Origin of the sequence: Streptomyces sp. RerS4 (assembly GCF_023515955.1) — a bacterium.
Taxonomy (GTDB): Bacteria; Actinomycetota; Actinomycetes; order Streptomycetales; family Streptomycetaceae; genus Streptomyces.
On record NZ_CP097322.1, the window covers coordinates 6,029,424 to 6,045,728 of the forward strand.

Sequence of the window (16,305 nt, forward strand, 5' to 3'; positions counted from 1 at the left end):
TTCGACGACGGGGATGGCGTGACCATGGTGAACGAGGAGAAGTACCTCGATTACCTCAAGCGGGCGACGGCCGACCTCCGCGAGGCGCGGCGCCGGCTGCGCGAGGTGGAGGAGCGGGACCAAGAGCCGATCGCGGTGGTGGCGATGAGCTGCCGCTACCCCGGCGGCATCGACACCCCCGAAGCCCTGTGGGAGCTCGTCGCGCGCGGCGGCGACGCCGTCACCCCGTACCCCGCCGACCGGGGCTGGCCGGCCGAGGTCCTCTTCGACCCCGACCCGGACAGCGGCATCGAGGAGTACGAGCGGGTCGGCGGATTCCTGCACGACGCCCACCACTTCGACCCGGCGTTCTTCGGGATCTCCCCCCGCGAGGCCCTCGCCATGGACCCGCAGCAGCGGCTCCTCCTGGAGACCTCCTGGGAGGCCTTCGAACGCGCCGGCATCGACCCCGCCGGCCTGCGCGGCAGCCGCACCGGCGTCTTCGCCGGCCTCATGTACCACGACTACGCCGCCCGCCTGTTCAGCGTCCCCGAGGAGATCGAGGGCTTCCTCGGCAACGGCAGCTCCGGCAGCATCGCCTCCGGCCGCATCGCCTACACCCTCGGCCTGGAGGGCCCGGCCGTCACCGTCGACACGGCCTGCTCGTCCTCGCTCGTCGCCGTCCACCTCGCCGTCCAGGCCCTGCGCGGCGGCGAGTGCACCCTCGCCCTCGCGGGCGGCGTCACCGTCATGTCGACCCCCGGCACCTTCACCGAGTTCAGCCGCCACCGCGGCCTGGCCGGCGACGGCCGCTGCAAGTCCTTCGCCGCCGCCGCCGACGGCACCGGCTGGGGCGAGGGCGCCGGCATGCTCGTCCTCGAACGGCTCTCCGCCGCCCGCGAGAACGGCCACCCCGTCCTCGCCGTCGTCCGCGGCACGGCCGTCAACCAGGACGGCGCCAGCAGCGGCCTGACCGCCCCCAACGGGCCCTCCCAGCAGCGCGTCATCCGCGAGGCGCTCGCCGGGGCCCGGCTCTCGCCCGCCCACATCGACGCCGTGGAGGCCCACGGCACCGGCACCACCCTGGGTGACCCGATCGAGGCGCAGGCCCTGCTGGCCACCTACGGTCAGGACCGCCCCGAGGACCGTCCGCTGCTGCTGGGCTCCGTCAAGTCGAACCTCGGGCACACCCAGGCCGCCGCCGGCGTCGCCGGGATCATCAAGATGGTCATGGCGATGCGGCACGGCGTCCTGCCCAAGACCCTGCACGTGGACGAGCCCACACCGAACGTCGACTGGTCGGAGGGCGCCGTGCGGCTGCTCACCGAGACCGAGCGGTGGCCCGAGACCGGAGCGCCCCGCCGCGCGGGCGTCTCCTCGTTCGGCATCAGCGGCACCAACGCCCACACCATCATCGAGCAGGCCCCCGCCCCGGAGGCCATCGAACCGGCCGACGGGTCGCCGGCCGCCGTGCCCGTGCCGCCCCTGTGGAACCTCTCGGGCAAGTCCCCGGCCGCCCTGCGCGCCCAGGCCGCGAAGCTGTCCGCGCACCTGACCGCCCACCCCGGGCTGCGCGCCGGCGACATCGCCCACTCCCTCGCCCACGGACGCACCGACTTCGAGCACCGCGCGGTCCTCACTGCCGCCGACGAGCCCGGACTCGTCCGCGCGCTCGAAGCCCTCGCCGCCTTGGGCCCGGAGGAATCCGCACCCGGCGTCACCCGGGGTCGCCCGGTGGCCGGCAAGACGGCGTTCCTGTTCACCGGCCAGGGCAGCCAGCGCCTGGGCATGGGTCGTGAACTGTACGACGCCCACCCGGTGTTCGCGCGGGCGCTGGACGCGGTCTGCGAACGGCTGGAACTGCCGTTGAAGGAGGCGCTGTTCGGCGCTGATGCCGAGCCGCTGGATCGGACCGAGTACACGCAGCCGGCGCTGTTCGCGATCGAGGTGGCGCTGTTCCGGCTGCTCGAATCGTGGGGCGTGGAGCCGGACTTCCTGTCCGGGCACTCCATCGGTGAGATCGCCGCCGCGCACGTCGCGGGCGTGTTCTCGCTGGAGGACGCCTGCACGCTGGTGGCGGCGCGTGGCCGGCTGATGCAGGCGCTGCCCGCCGGTGGCGTGATGATCGCCGTCCAGGCCTCGGAGGACGAGGTCCTGCCGCTGCTCACCGGCGGCGTGAGCATCGCCGCGATCAACGGCCCGCAGTCGGTGGTCATCGCCGGAGACGAGGACGCGGCGACGGCGATCGTGGCGGCCTTCCCCGACCGCAAGACCAAGCGCCTCACCGTCAGCCACGCCTTCCACTCCCCGCACATGGACGGCATGCTCGACGCCTTCCGCGAGGTCGCGCGGGGACTGACGTACGCCGCCCCGCGCATTCCGATCGTGTCCAACCTGACCGGCGCCCTCGTCACCGACGAGATGGCGACGCCCGACTTCTGGGTCCGCCACGTCCGCGAAACGGTCCGCTTCCTCGACGGCATCCGCGCCCTCGCCGCCCGCAACGTCACGCACTTCCTCGAAATCGGCCCGGACGCCGTCCTCTCGGCCCTCGCCCCCGCATGCCTGCCCGACGACCGCGACACGGCGGCCTTCGTGCCCGTCCTGCGCACCGGCCGCCCGGAGAGCGAGACCCTGACCGGCGCCCTCGCCCGGCTGCACGTCCGCGGCGTGTCCGTCGACTGGGACGCGTACTACGCCGGCGCCGGCTTCGAACGCGTCGACCTGCCCACCTACGCCTTCCAGCGCGAGCCGTACTGGCTCGACGCCGGCCGCCCCCCGGGCGACGTCTCCGCCGCCGGCCTCGCCGCCGCCGGTCACCCGCTGCTCGGCGCCGCCGTCGCCCTCGCCGACCTCGACGGGTTCCTCTACACCGGCCGGCTGTCCCTGGACACCCACCCCTGGCTCGCGGACCACGCCGTGGGCGGTTCCGTCGTACTGCCCGGCAGCGCCTTCGTGGAGCTGGCGATCCGGGCCGGCGACCAGGTCGGCTGCGACCTCCTGGACGAACTCACCCTCCACGCCCCCCTCGTCCTGCCCCCGGACGGCGGGGTCCAGCTCCAGCTGTGGGTGGGCGCCCCCGACGCCACCGGTCGCCGCCCCCTCGGCGTGCACTCCCGTCCCGAGCCCGCCGACGAGGCCGACCCGGCCGAGCAGCCGTGGACCCGGCACGCGGACGGCGTCCTCGTCGTCGGCGCCCCGCAGCCGTCCTTCGCCCCCGCGACCTGGCCGCCGGCCGACGCCACACCCCTGCCCGTCGAGGAGCTGTACTCCGGACTCGCCGAGGCCGGACTCCACTACGGGCCCGCCTTCCAGGGCGTGCGCGCGGCCTGGGTGAGCGACGGGGCGACGTACGTGGAGGTCGAGGTGGCGGAGGAACACCGCGCCGACGCAGCCCTGTTCGGACTGCACCCCGCGCTCCTGGACGCCGCCCTGCACACCATCGGCCTCGCCGGGCTCGTGGCGGACACCGGCCGCGGCCGGCTGCCGTTCTCCTGGACCGGGGTGGCCCTGCACGCCGTCGGCGCCTCCACCCTGCGCGTACGGCTGACCCCGGCCGGACCGGACGCGGTGGCGCTGGCGCTGGCCGACGGCGCCGGGCAGCCCGTTGCGGACATCGCCTCGCTCACCCTGCGCGCCGTTTCGGCCGAGCAGTCGGCCGCCGGTACGGGCGGCCCCCACGAGCAGCTGTTCCAGCCGGTCTGGACCCCGCTGACCCTCCCCGCCACCGAGGCCGGCGCGCGCCCGTGGGTGCTCGACGGCCCGGACGCCGCCGACGCGCTCGGCGCGGCCCTCGACGCCGACGGGCCCGTCCCGGACGCCGTCCTCGTACGCCTGCCCGCCCAGCCGGAGCCGAGCCCCGAGGCCGTCCACGCGTCCGCCCACGGCGCGCTCCGCCTGCTGCGGCGGTGGCTCGCCGACGACCGGCTCACCGACAGCCGGCTCGTCCTCCTGACCGGGGGCTCGGTCGCCGTCCGCACCGGCGACCGGGTTCCCGACCCCGGCTCGGCCGCCGTCTGGGGTCTGGTGCGCTCAGCCCAGTCCGAGCACCCGGGCCGCTTCGTCCTCGTCGACACCGACCGGGCGGACGCCGAGGGCGTGCCCGCCGAGCTGCCCGGGGCCGTCCTGGCCGGCGTCCTCGCCTGCCCGGAGCCGCAGCTCGCCCTGCGCGAGGGCGCCGCGTACGCGCCCCGGCTGGTCCGGGTTCCCGCCGCCGGCAGCCCGGCCGAGGCGCCCGCGTACGACGCCGAGGGCACCGTCCTGGTCACCGGAGCCGCCGGCACCCTCGGCCGGCTCGTCGCACGCCACCTCGTCGCCGCACGCGGCGTACGGCACCTGCTGCTCCTGAGCCGGCGCGGCGAAACGGCGCCCGGCGCCGCGGAACTGACGCGCGAGCTCACCGGACTCGGCGCGGAAGTGACCTGGGCGGCGTGCGACGCCGCCGACCGGGAGGCGCTCGCCGCCGCCCTGGCCGCCGTCCCCGCCGCCCACCCGCTGCGCGGGGTCGTCCACACCGCCGGCGTCCTGGACGACGGCGTGATCGACTCGCTCACGCCCGAACGCCTCGACACCGTCCTGCGGCCCAAGGCCGACGCGGCCCTCCACCTCCACCAACTGACGCGCGACCTCGACCTGTCGGCGTTCGTCCTCTTCTCCTCCGCCGCCGGTGTCTTCGGCGCCCCCGGCCAGGGCAACTACGCCGCCGCCAACTCCTTCCTCGACGCCCTCGCCCAGCACCGCCGCGCGCAGGGCCTCCCGGCCGTCTCCCTGGCCTGGGGCCTGTGGGAGGACGCCGACGGCATGGCCGGCGCCCTGGAGCGGGCCGACCTGGAACGGATGAAGCGCGGTGGCGTACGGGGGCTCACCGCCTCCGACGGCCTCGCCCTCCTCGACCTCGCCGACGCCCTCGCCACGACCGAAGCCGGCACCGGCCCCGATGTCGGCACGGCCCTCCTCGTGCCGATGCGGCTGACCCCGCCCGCCTCCGGAACGCCCGTGGCCCCGCTGCTGCGCGCGCTGGTCCGTACCCCCGTACGCCGTACCGCCGCGGCCGTCGGCGCCGCCGGGCAGGACCTGTCCGCGCTGGAGCGGCGCCTCGTCGGCCTCGACGCCGCCGGGCGGGAGCGGCTGCTCCTCGATCTGGTGCGCGGCCACGTCGCCGACGTGCTCGGCCACGGCAGCCCGGACGCCATCGAAGCCGAACACGCCTTCAGCGAGCTGGGCTTCGACTCGCTGACCGCCGTCGAACTGCGCAACCGGCTCGGCGCGGCCGTCGGCCGCCGGCTGCCCGCCACCCTGGTGTTCGACTACCCGACCTCCCTCGCCCTGGCCCGCCACCTCTCCGTCGAACTCGGCGGGGACCAGGCTCCCCGCGGCTCCCAGGCCCCGGCCGCCGCCGGGTCCGGCGCCGTGGGCGGCGGTGACGATCCGATCGCCATCGTGGCCATGAGCTGCCGCTACCCCGGCGGCGTGACCACGCCCGAGGAGCTGTGGCGGCTGCTGGAGGGCGGCGGCGACGCCATCACCGGCTTCCCCTCCGACCGGGGTTGGGACGTCGAGTCCCTGTACCACCCCGACCCCGACCACCCCGGCACCTCGTACACCCGCCACGGCGGCTTCCTGCACGACGCCGCCGCGTTCGACCCGACGTTCTTCGGGATCAGCCCGCGCGAGGCCGTCGGCACCGACCCCCAGCAGCGGCTGCTGCTGGAGACCACCTGGGAGGCCTTCGAGCGGGCCGGCATCGACCCCGCCACCGTGCGCGGCAGCCGGACCGGCGTCTTCGCGGGCGTCATGTACCACGACTACGCCGCCCTGCTGGAGCGTTCCGTCGACGGCGCGGACGGCTCGCTGGGCTCGGGCAGTACGGGCAGCATCGCCTCGGGACGCGTCTCGTACACCTTCGGGCTCGAAGGCCCCGCCGTCACCATCGACACCGCTTGCTCGTCCTCGCTGATCGCCCTCCACATGGCGATCCAGGCCCTGCGCGGTGGCGAATGCGACCTGGCGCTGGCCGGTGGCGTCACCGTCATGGCCACCCCGGGCACGTTCGTCGGCTTCAGCCGCCAGCGCGGCCTGTCGGCCGACGGCCGCTGCCGCGCCTTCTCGGCCGACGCCGACGGCACCGGCTGGGGTGAGGGTGTCGGCATGCTGCTGGTGGAGCGGTTGTCGGACGCGCGCCGCAATGGGCATCCGGTGTTGGCGGTGGTGCGTGGTTCGGCCGTGAACCAGGATGGTGCGAGCAATGGTCTGACGGCGCCGAACGGGCCGTCGCAGCAGCGGGTGATCCGTGCCGCGTTGGCGAGCGCGGGGCTGACGGCCGCCGACGTGGACGCCGTGGAGGCCCATGGCACGGGCACTACCCTGGGCGACCCGATCGAGGCGCAGGCCCTGCTGGCCACCTACGGTCAGGACCGCCCCGAGGACCGTCCGCTGCTGCTGGGCTCCGTCAAGTCGAACCTCGGGCACACCCAGGCCGCCGCCGGCGTCGCCGGGATCATCAAGATGGTCATGGCGATGCGGCACGGCGTCCTGCCCAAGACCCTGCACGCGGAGCAGCCGTCGCCGCACGTGGACTGGTCGGAGGGCGCCGTCAGCCTGCTGACGGAAACGGTGCCATGGCCCGAGACGGGCCGCCCGCGCCGCGCCGGCGTGTCCTCGTTCGGGATCAGCGGCACCAACGCGCACACGATCATCGAGCAGGCCCCGGACGCCGCCGACACCCCCACGGACGCCGACACCCACACCGACGCGGAAACCGCCCAGGGCGTGCTTCCCCTGCCACTGTCGGGCCGCACCGAGCAGGCCCTCTTCGACCAGGCCCGCGCCCTGAGCGCCCACCTGGCCGCCCACCCCGACCTCACGCTCACCGACCTCGCCTACTCCCTGGCCACGACCCGCGCCGACTTCGACCACCGGGCGGTGATCGTGGCGAAGGACCGGGCCACGGCCGCCACCGCCCTCGACCGACTGGCCGCCGGCCGGACGGCCCGAGGTCTGACCCGCGACACGGTCCGCAAGGCCGGCCGCACCGCCTTCCTGTTCACCGGACAAGGCAGCCAGCGCCTCGGCATGGGGCGCGAACTGTACGACGCCTACCCGGTGTTCGCGGCGGCGCTGGACGCGGTGTCCGCGCACGTGGACCTCGAGGTACCGCTCAAGGACGTGCTGTTCGGGACGGACGACGACCTGCTCGACCGCACCGAGTACACCCAGCCGGCGCTGTTCGCCGTCGAGGTGGCCCTGTTCCGGCTCCTCGCATCGTGGGGCGTCACACCGGACTTCGTCGCCGGTCACTCCATCGGCGAGATCGCGGCGGCGCACGTCGCCGGCGTGCTCTCCCTCGCCGACGCATGCGAACTGGTCCGCGCCCGCGGCCGGTTGATGCAGGCCCTGCCGACCGGCGGCGTGATGATCGCCCTCCAGGCGACGGAGGACGAAATCCTCCCGCTGCTGACGGACCGGGTGGGCATCGCCGCGGTCAACGGCCCGCGGTCCGTCGTGATCGCCGGCGACGCGGACGCGGCGACCGCGATCCTGGACGTCTTCCCGGACCGGAAGAAGAAGCGCCTCACCGTCAGCCACGCCTTCCACTCGCCCCACATGGACGGCATGCTGGACGACTTCCGCAAGGTGGCCGCCGGCCTCACCTACGAGACCCCGCGCATCCCGATCGTCTCGAACCTGACCGGCGCCCTCATCACGGACGAGATGGGCTCGGCCGACTTCTGGGTCCGCCACGTCCGCGAGGCCGTCCGCTTCCTCGACGGCATCCGCGCCCTGGAAGCCGCCGGCGTGACCACGTACCTCGAACTCGGCCCCGACGGCACCCTCTCCGCCCTCGCCCACGACTGCGTCACCGACCGCACCACCGCCGCCTTCGCCCCCACGCTGCGCGCCGACCGCCCCGAGGCACAGACCCTCACCACCGCGCTCGCGGTGGCCCACGCGCGCGGCCTCGCGGCCGACTGGCAGGCCTACTTCGCCCCGACCGGTGCACGCCGCGTCGACCTGCCCACCTACCCCTTCCAGCGCGAGCGCTACTGGCCGCAGACCGCCGCCCCGCTGCCCGGCGACGCCACCGGCCTCGGCCTCGCGACCGCCGGACACCCCCTCCTCGGCGCGGCGGTGTCCCTCGCGGAAGCCGACGGATGCGTCCTCACGGGCCGGCTCTCGCTGCGCACCCACCCCTGGCTCGCGGACCACGCCGTCATGGGCTCCGTCCTCGTCCCCGGCACGGCCTTCGTCGAGCTGGCCCTGCACGCCGGCGAGCGGGTCGGCGCCCCGGCCCTCGACGAACTGACCCTCCAGACGCCGCTGGTCCTGTCCGGCGCCGGTGACGCCGTCCAGGTACAGGTCACCGTAGGGGCGCCCGACGCCTCCGGCGCCCGCCCGGTCGCCGTGTACTCCCGCCCGGCCGACGCCGAGGACGAGCCCTGGCTGCGGCACGCCGCCGGACTCCTGGCCGACGAGGTACGCCCCGCCGGCGCCGACCTCACCGTCTGGCCGCCGACCGGCGCGACCCCCGCCCCGGTGGACGAGGCGTACGCGCTGCTCGACGCCTCCGGCCTCGGCTACGGACCCCTGTTCCGCGGCCTGCGCGCGGCCTGGCGGCGGGGCGGCGAACTCTTCGCCGAACTCGCCCTGACCGGAAGCACCCAGAGCGACGCCGACGCGTACGGGCTCCACCCCGCGCTGCTCGACTCCGCGCTGCACACCCTGGCGCTGGGCGCCGACGTACTGGCCGACGAGGCCGACGAGCCCGACCGGGCAGACGAGCCCGACCGGGCCGGTGCCGCCCGGCTGCCCTTCGCCTGGACCGGCGTACGCCTCCACGCGGCCGGCGCCGGCACCGCCCGGGTCCGCCTGGCCCCCGCCGGCGCGGGCGCGGTCTCGCTCGAACTGGCCGACCCCGCCGGCCGCCCCGTCGCCTCGGTGGACGCGCTGGCCCTGCGGGCGATCTCAGCCGAGCAGATCGGCGCGGCCGGCCGAGCCGGCCGCCCGGACTCCCTCTTCGGCGTCGACTGGACGGCCCTGCCGTCGGAGCGGACGGCGGCGGTCGACCTGTCGGCGGCCGTCGTGGGCGGGCCGATACCCGGCCTGGACCGCCCCGCGTACGCCGACCTGACCGCCCTCGCGGCGGCGGACGCCGACGTCCCCGACCTGGTCTTCGTCAGCGCGGACCCGGTCGCCGGGGCCGCGCTGCCGGCAGCGGTGCACACGAGGACCGCCGAGGCGCTGGCCCTCGTACGGGCCTGGCTCGCCGAGGAGCGGTTCGCCTCCTCGCGGCTGGTGTTCGTCACCCGTGGCGCCGCGGCGACGCACGACCCGGCCGAGACCGTCCGCGATCTCGCGGGGGCGGCGCTGTGGGGCCTCGTCCGGTCCGCCGCCACCGAACACCCCGGCCGGTTCGCCCTGGTCGACCTGGCCGACGACGAGGCGGTCCTGCCCGAGCGGGCGCTCGTGGCGGCCGTGGCCTCGGCTTCGGGTGACTCCGAGGTGGTGGTGCGCGAGGGCGCGCTGCTGGTCCCGAGGCTGGCCCGCGCCGCGACGGCCGCCGACTCTCCCCTGGAGTGGGACGCCGAGGGCACGGTGCTGGTGACCGGTGCGAGCGGCTCGCTGGGCGCGCTGTTCGCCCGTCACCTGGTCGCCGAGCACGGCGTACGGCACCTGCTGCTGGTCAGCCGTCGGGGCGAAGCCGCCGAAGGCGCCGCCGAGTTGTCGGCCGAGCTCGCCGAGCGGGGCGCCGAGGTCGTATGGGCGGCCTGTGACGTGGCCGACCGGGACGCGCTGTCGGCCGTACTGGCCGCCATCCCGGCCGAGCACCCGCTCAAGGCCGTCGTGCACACGGCGGGCGTCCTGGACGACGGTGTCGTCGGGTCCCTGATCGCCGAGCGGCTGTCGGCCGTACTGCGTCCGAAGGTGGACGCCGCGTGGAACCTCCACGAGCTGACCGCCGATCTCGATCTGTCCGCGTTCGTCCTCTTCTCCTCCGCCGCCGGTGTGTTCGGCAACGCCGGCCAGGCCAACTACGCGGCGGGGAACGTGTTCCTCGACGCCCTGGCCGCGCACCGCCGGGCCCAGGGCCTGGCCGCCAGCTCGCTGGCCTGGGGCCTGTGGGCCGAGGTCGGCGGCATGGGGGACACCCTCGACGCCGAGGACGTCTCGCGCATGGGGCGCGGTGGTGTGCACGCCCTCACCGCCGCCGAGGGTGTCGAACTGTTCGACACCGCCTGCGCTTCAGAGCGGTCCCTGCTCGTCCCGGTCACGCTCGACCTGACCGCCCTCCGAGCCCAGGCCGGTGCCGGCCTGCTTCCGCCGCTGCTGTCCGGCCTGGTGCGTACGCCCACCCGCCGGGCCGCCGGCGCCCCGACGGCCGGTGACACGCCGGCCGGACGCCTGGCCGGCCTGTCGGCCGCCGAACAGTCCGCCTTCGTACTCGACCTCGTACGCACCCAGGTCGCCGCCGTACTCGGCTACGCCGGGCCCGAGGCGGTCGAGGCCGACCGGTCCTTCCGCGAGCTCGGCTTCGACTCGCTGACCGCCGTCGAACTGCGCAACCTGCTGGGCTCCGCCACCGGACTCCGGCTGCCGGCCACGCTCGTCTTCGACTACCCGACCTCGATCGTCCTCGCCGACCACCTGCGCACCGAACTCCTCGGAGCCGCGCCCGCCGCGCCGACCGCACCGGTCGCAGTCGCCCTCCGCGACGACGAACCCATCGCCATCGTCGGCCTGGGCTGCCGCTACCCCGGGGACGTGCAGTCGCCCGAGGACCTGTGGCGGCTCGTGCTGGACGGCCGGGACGTCGTGTCCGGGTTCCCCGACGACCGGGGCTGGAACGTCGACGGCCTCTTCGACACCGACCCCGGCCGCGAGGGCACCAGCTACGCCCGCGAGGGCGGCTTCCTCTCCGACGCCTCCGCCTTCGACCCGGCCTTCTTCGGGATCTCCCCCCGCGAGGCCGTCGCCATGGACCCGCAGCAGCGGCTGCTGCTGGAAACCTCCTGGGAGGCGTTCGAGCGGGCCGGCATCGATCCCCGCTCCCTGCGCGGGACGCGGACCGGCGTCTTCGCCGGCGTCATGTACCACGACTACGCCTCCCGGCTCGCCGCTCTGCCCGAGGGCGTCGAGGGATTCCTCGGCACGGGCAACGCGGGCAGCGTCATCTCCGGCCGGCTGTCCTACACGTTCGGCCTGGAGGGTCCGGCGGTCACCGTCGACACGGCCTGCTCTTCCTCCCTGGTGGCCCTGCACCTGGCCGTGCAGGCGCTGCGCAGCGGCGAGTGCTCGCTCGCCCTGGCGGGCGGGGTGACCGTGATGGCGACCCCCGCGGCCTTCGTGGAGTTCAGCCGGCAGCGGGGCCTCGCGGCCGACGGCCGCTGCAAGGCCTTCTCGGCCGACGCCGACGGCACCGGCTGGGCCGAGGGCGCCGGCGTCCTGCTGGTGGAGCGGCTCTCGGACGCTCGCCGCAACGGGCACCCGGTGCTGGCCGTGGTCCGCGGGACGGCGATCAACCAGGACGGCGCCTCCAACGGCCTCACCGCCCCCAACGGCCCCTCCCAGCAGCGCGTCATCCGCCAGGCCCTGGCAAACGCCGGTCTGTCCGCCGCCGAGGTGGACGCCGTCGAGGCGCACGGTACGGGCACGACGCTGGGCGACCCGATCGAGGCGCAGGCACTGCTGGCCACGTACGGCCAGGAGCGGGCGCAGGACCGTCCGTTGCTGCTCGGCTCCGTCAAGTCGAACATGGGCCACACGCAGGCCGCCGCCGGTGTCGCAGGCGTGATCAAGATGATCATGGCGATGCGGCACGGGATCCTGCCCAAGACCCTGCACGTGGACGAGCCGACCCCGCACGTCGACTGGGCGGCCGGAGCCGTGACGCTGCTGGAGTCGGCCACCGACTGGCCGCAGACGGGCCGCCCGCGCCGCGCCGCGATCTCCTCGTTCGGCTTCAGCGGGACCAACGCCCACGCCATCATCGAGCAGGCCCCCCAGGCGACCCCGTCCGAGGTGACCCAGCCGGAGCCCGCGACGCGGCCCGCCCCCGCCCGGGTGCCCGGCAGCCTGCCGTGGCTCCTCTCGGCGAAGGATCCGGGGGCCCTGCGCGAGCAGGCGGCCCGCCTGGCCGCGCACGTGGTCGAGCACCCCGACCTGTCCCCGAGCGACATCGGCCTCTCCCTGGCCACGACCAGGACCGCCCTCGACCGGCGGGCCGCCGTCGTCGCCGAGGACCGCGACGGATTCCTCGCGGGTCTCTCCGCGCTCGCCGCGGGCGAGTGGACGGCCGGCCTGCTGGAAGGCTCGCCGACCACCGGGAAGCTCGCCTTCCTGTTCACCGGCCAGGGCAGCCAGCGCCTCGGGATGGGTCGGGAACTGTACGACGCCCACCCGGCGTTCGCGCAGGCACTGGACGCGGTGTGTGAGCGGCTGGAACTTCCGCTGAAGGACGTGTTGTTCGGCGCTGATGCCGCGCTTGTGGATCGTACGGAGTACACGCAGCCGGCGTTGTTCGCGATGGAGGTGGCGCTGTTTCGGCTGCTGGAATCGTGGGGTGTGGAGCCGGACTTCGTGTCCGGGCATTCGATCGGTGAGATCGCCGCCGCGCATGTGGCGGGGGTGTTCTCGCTGGAGGACGCGTGTGCCCTGGTCGCGGCTCGTGGCCGGTTGATGCAGGCGCTGCCGGCCGGTGGGGTGATGATCGCGGTGCAGGCGTCGGAGGAGGAGATCCTTCCGCTGCTGACGGATCGGGTGAGCGTCGCCGCCGTCAACGGTCCGCAGTCGGTGGTCATTGCCGGTGACGAGGACGCGGCGAGCGCCATCGCCGAGTCGTTCCCCGACCGGAAGACCAAGCGCCTGACCGTCAGCCACGCCTTCCACTCGCCGCACATGGACGGCATGCTCGACGCCTTCCGCGAGGTCGCGCAGCGGCTCACGTACGCCGCTCCGCGCATCCCGATCGTGTCGAACCTGACGGGCGTCCTGGTCACCGACGAGATGGCGACGGCCGACTTCTGGGTCCGCCACGTCCGCGAGGCCGTCCGCTTCCTCGACGGCGTACGCGCCCTGGAGGACGCGGGGGTCACCACGTACCTCGAACTCGGGCCCGACGGCGTCCTCTCCGCGCTCGCGCAGGACTGCCTCACCACCGACGGGGCGGCCTTCCTCCCGGTCCTGCGGGCCGACCGCCCCGAGGAGGCCGGCCTCGCCTCGGCCCTCGCGCAGGCGCACCTGCGGGGGATCCCCGTCGACTGGTCCGCGTACTACGCCGGCACCGGCGCCCGCCGGGTCGACCTGCCCACCTACGCCTTCCAGCGTCAGCGGTACTGGCTGGAGGCCCCCGCCCACGCCCTCGCGGGTGACGTCGCCTCCGCCGGACTCGGCGCGACCGCGCACCCGCTGCTCGGGGCGGCCGTCGACCTGCCCGACTCGGACGGGTTCCTCTTCTCCGGGCGGCTCTCGCTGCGCACCCACCCCTGGCTGGTCGATCACCGCGTCGCCGGCGCCGTCCTGGTGCCGGGCGCCGCGCTGGTGGAACTGGCCGTCCGCGCGGGCGACCACGCCGGCTGCGGCCTGCTGGACGACCTGACGCTCGAAGCGCCGCTCGTCCTGCCCGAGACGGGCGGGACGCAGCTGCGGCTCGCCGTGGCCGCGCCCGACGCGGACGGCCGCCGGGCCTTCCAGGTCTACTCGCGCCCCGAGGCGGCCACCCCCGACGAGCCGTGGACCCGTCATGCCGACGGCGTCCTCGCCCCCGACGCCCCCGATGCCCGAGGCGCCGACGCGGAGGCCCTCGAGCAGTGGCCGCCGGCCGAAGCCGTCGAGTGCCCGGTGGACGAGCTCTACCCGGGTTTCGAGGCCATCGGCCTCGGCTACGGCCCCGCCTTCCGCAACCTGCGCCGGGCCTACCGGCTGGGGGACGAGGTGTTCGCCGAGGTCTCCCTCGCCGAGGACCGCCTCCCGGAAGCCGCCCCGTACGGGCTCCACCCGGCGCTCCTCGACGCCGCCCTGCACGCCGTCGGGCTCGGGGAGTTCTTCCCCGACGGCCCGGAGGGCGCGCGGCTTCCCTTCTCGTGGGACGGCGTACGCCTGTACGCCGCCGGCGCCGCCGCACTGCGCGTACGGATGGCCCCGGCCGGCCGGGACGCGGTGGCACTGACCCTGTGGGACGCCGCCGGACAGCCCGTCCTGACCGTCGACTCGCTCGTCCTGCGCCCCCTCGCCACCGACGGCATCGCAGCGGCCGGGCCCGGCGCCGGCCCCGTGCGCGAGGCGCTCTTCCAGGTCGACTGGACCGAGCTCGCCGTGCCCGAAGCGCCCGCAGTACCGTCCCCCGGCGGACCGTGGGCGCTGCTCGGCGCGGATCCGCTCAAGGTGGGCGCCGGCCTCGAACGGACAGGCCTGCTCGCCGACCCGGCCGAGACGACCCACGCCGACCTGGGCGCCCTCGGCGAGGCCTTCGACCTGGCCGAGGCGCTGGGGGAGCCGGTACCGGAGACGGTCCTCGTCTCCCTGGCCCCCGACCTCGCGACCCCGGACGTGTCCCGCGCCGCCCACGCCGCGACCGGGCGGGCCCTTGAACTCGTCCGGGGATGGCTGGCGGACGAACGGTTCGCCGCCTCGCGGCTCGCCGTCGTCACCCGGGGCGCAGTCTCCACGGACCCCGGCGAGGACGTGACGGACCTCGCGCACGCGGCGGTGTGGGGCCTGGTGCGCTCCGCCCAGGCCGAGCACCCCGACCGGTTCGTCCTGATCGACCTCGACGGGGAGGACGCCTCGCACGCGGCCCTGCCCGCCGCGCTCGCCGGCGACGAGACCCAACTCGCCCTGCGCGAAGGGGCCGTACGCGTACCCCGCCTGGCCCGCGCGGCCCTCACCGCGCCGACGGACGACGCCCCCGCCGGCCCGGACCCCGAGGGCACCGTCCTGATCACCGGAGCCACCGGCACCCTCGGCGGCCTGCTCGCCCGACACCTCGTCGCCGAGCACGGCGTACGCCACCTGCTGCTCACCAGCCGGCGCGGTGCGGCGGCTGCCGGCGCGGGCGAACTCGCCGCCGCGCTCACCGAGGCGGGCGCCCGGGTCACCTGGGCGGCCTGCGACGCCGCCGACCGGGACGCGCTGGCCGCGCTGCTGGACTCCGTACCGGCCGAGCATCCGCTGACCGCCGTCGTGCACACCGCCGGTGTGCTCGACGACGCCACCGTCACCTCGCTCACCCCCGAGCGGGTCGCGAAGGTGCTGCGGCCCAAGGCCGACGCGGCATGGAACCTGCACGAGCTGACCCGGCACATCGACCTGACGGCGTTCGTCCTGTTCTCCTCGGCGGCGGGCGTCTTCGGCAACGCCGGACAGGCCAACTACGCGGCCGGCAACACCTTCCTCGACGCCCTCGCCCAGCACCGCCGGGCCCACGGACTGGCGGGCCTCTCGCTCGCCTGGGGCCTGTGGGACGACGAGGCCGGCATGGCCGCCACCCTCGACGACCAGGACCGCCGGCGCCTCGGCCGGGGCAGCATGAACGCCCTGTCGGCGGCCGACGGACTGACCCTCTTCGACGCCGCCCTGCGCGCCTCGACGGCCCGCCGCGATCCCGCCGAGCCGACGACCACGAGCCTGCTCGTGCCCGCCCGCATCGACCTGGCCGCACTCCGAACCCAGGTCGGCGACCACGTCGCACCCCTGCTGCGCGGCCTGCTCCGGACGCCCGTACGCCGCAGGGCGAACGGCGGCGCGAGCGCGGACGCCCCGGGAACGACGGCGCAGCGGCTGGCCCAACTGCCGCCCGCCGAACGGGACCGGGTCCTGCTCGACACGGTCTGCACCCACGTCGCCCAGGTACTGGGCCACAGCGGCGCGGCCGCCATCCAACCGGGCAGCGCGTTCAAGGAACTCGGCTTCGACTCGCTGACGGCCGTCGAGCTGCGCAACCGACTCGGCGCGGCCACCGGGCTCCGGCTCCCGGCCACGCTCATCTTCGACCACCCGACCCCCGAACAGCTCGCCGGATACCTGCGCTCCGCACTCGCCCTCGACGGCGACGGACCCACCGTGTTCGGCGAACTCGACCGGCTGGAGGTTGCGTTGGGCGCCGCAGAGTCGGCGGACGCGGACAGCGTCACCCGCTCGCGGATCACGATGCGCCTCCAGGCCCTCATGGCCAAGTGGAACGCGGGCCAGGACACCGGCCGCACCACGACCGACGAGGACACCGACGACGACCTCGACACGGTCACCGACGACGAGCTGTTCGACCTGCTCGACGACGAACTCGGCGCCTCCTGAGCGACGCGCCGTGAGCCCGCCGGACGGGGCGGGGGGAAT

At 75.5% G+C, this 16,305-nt stretch carries 1 protein-coding gene; it reads left to right on the plus strand.

Translation table 11 applies throughout. The features are described from left to right. The first annotated feature begins 18 nt into the window (after positions 1-18). The gene (locus M4D82_RS27390) at positions 19-16,266 is read left to right on the plus strand and encodes a type I polyketide synthase (RefSeq protein WP_502989014.1); all 16,248 of its coding nucleotides are present in this window, start codon (positions 19-21) and stop codon (positions 16,264-16,266) included. Positions 16,267-16,305 lie beyond the last annotated feature (39 nt).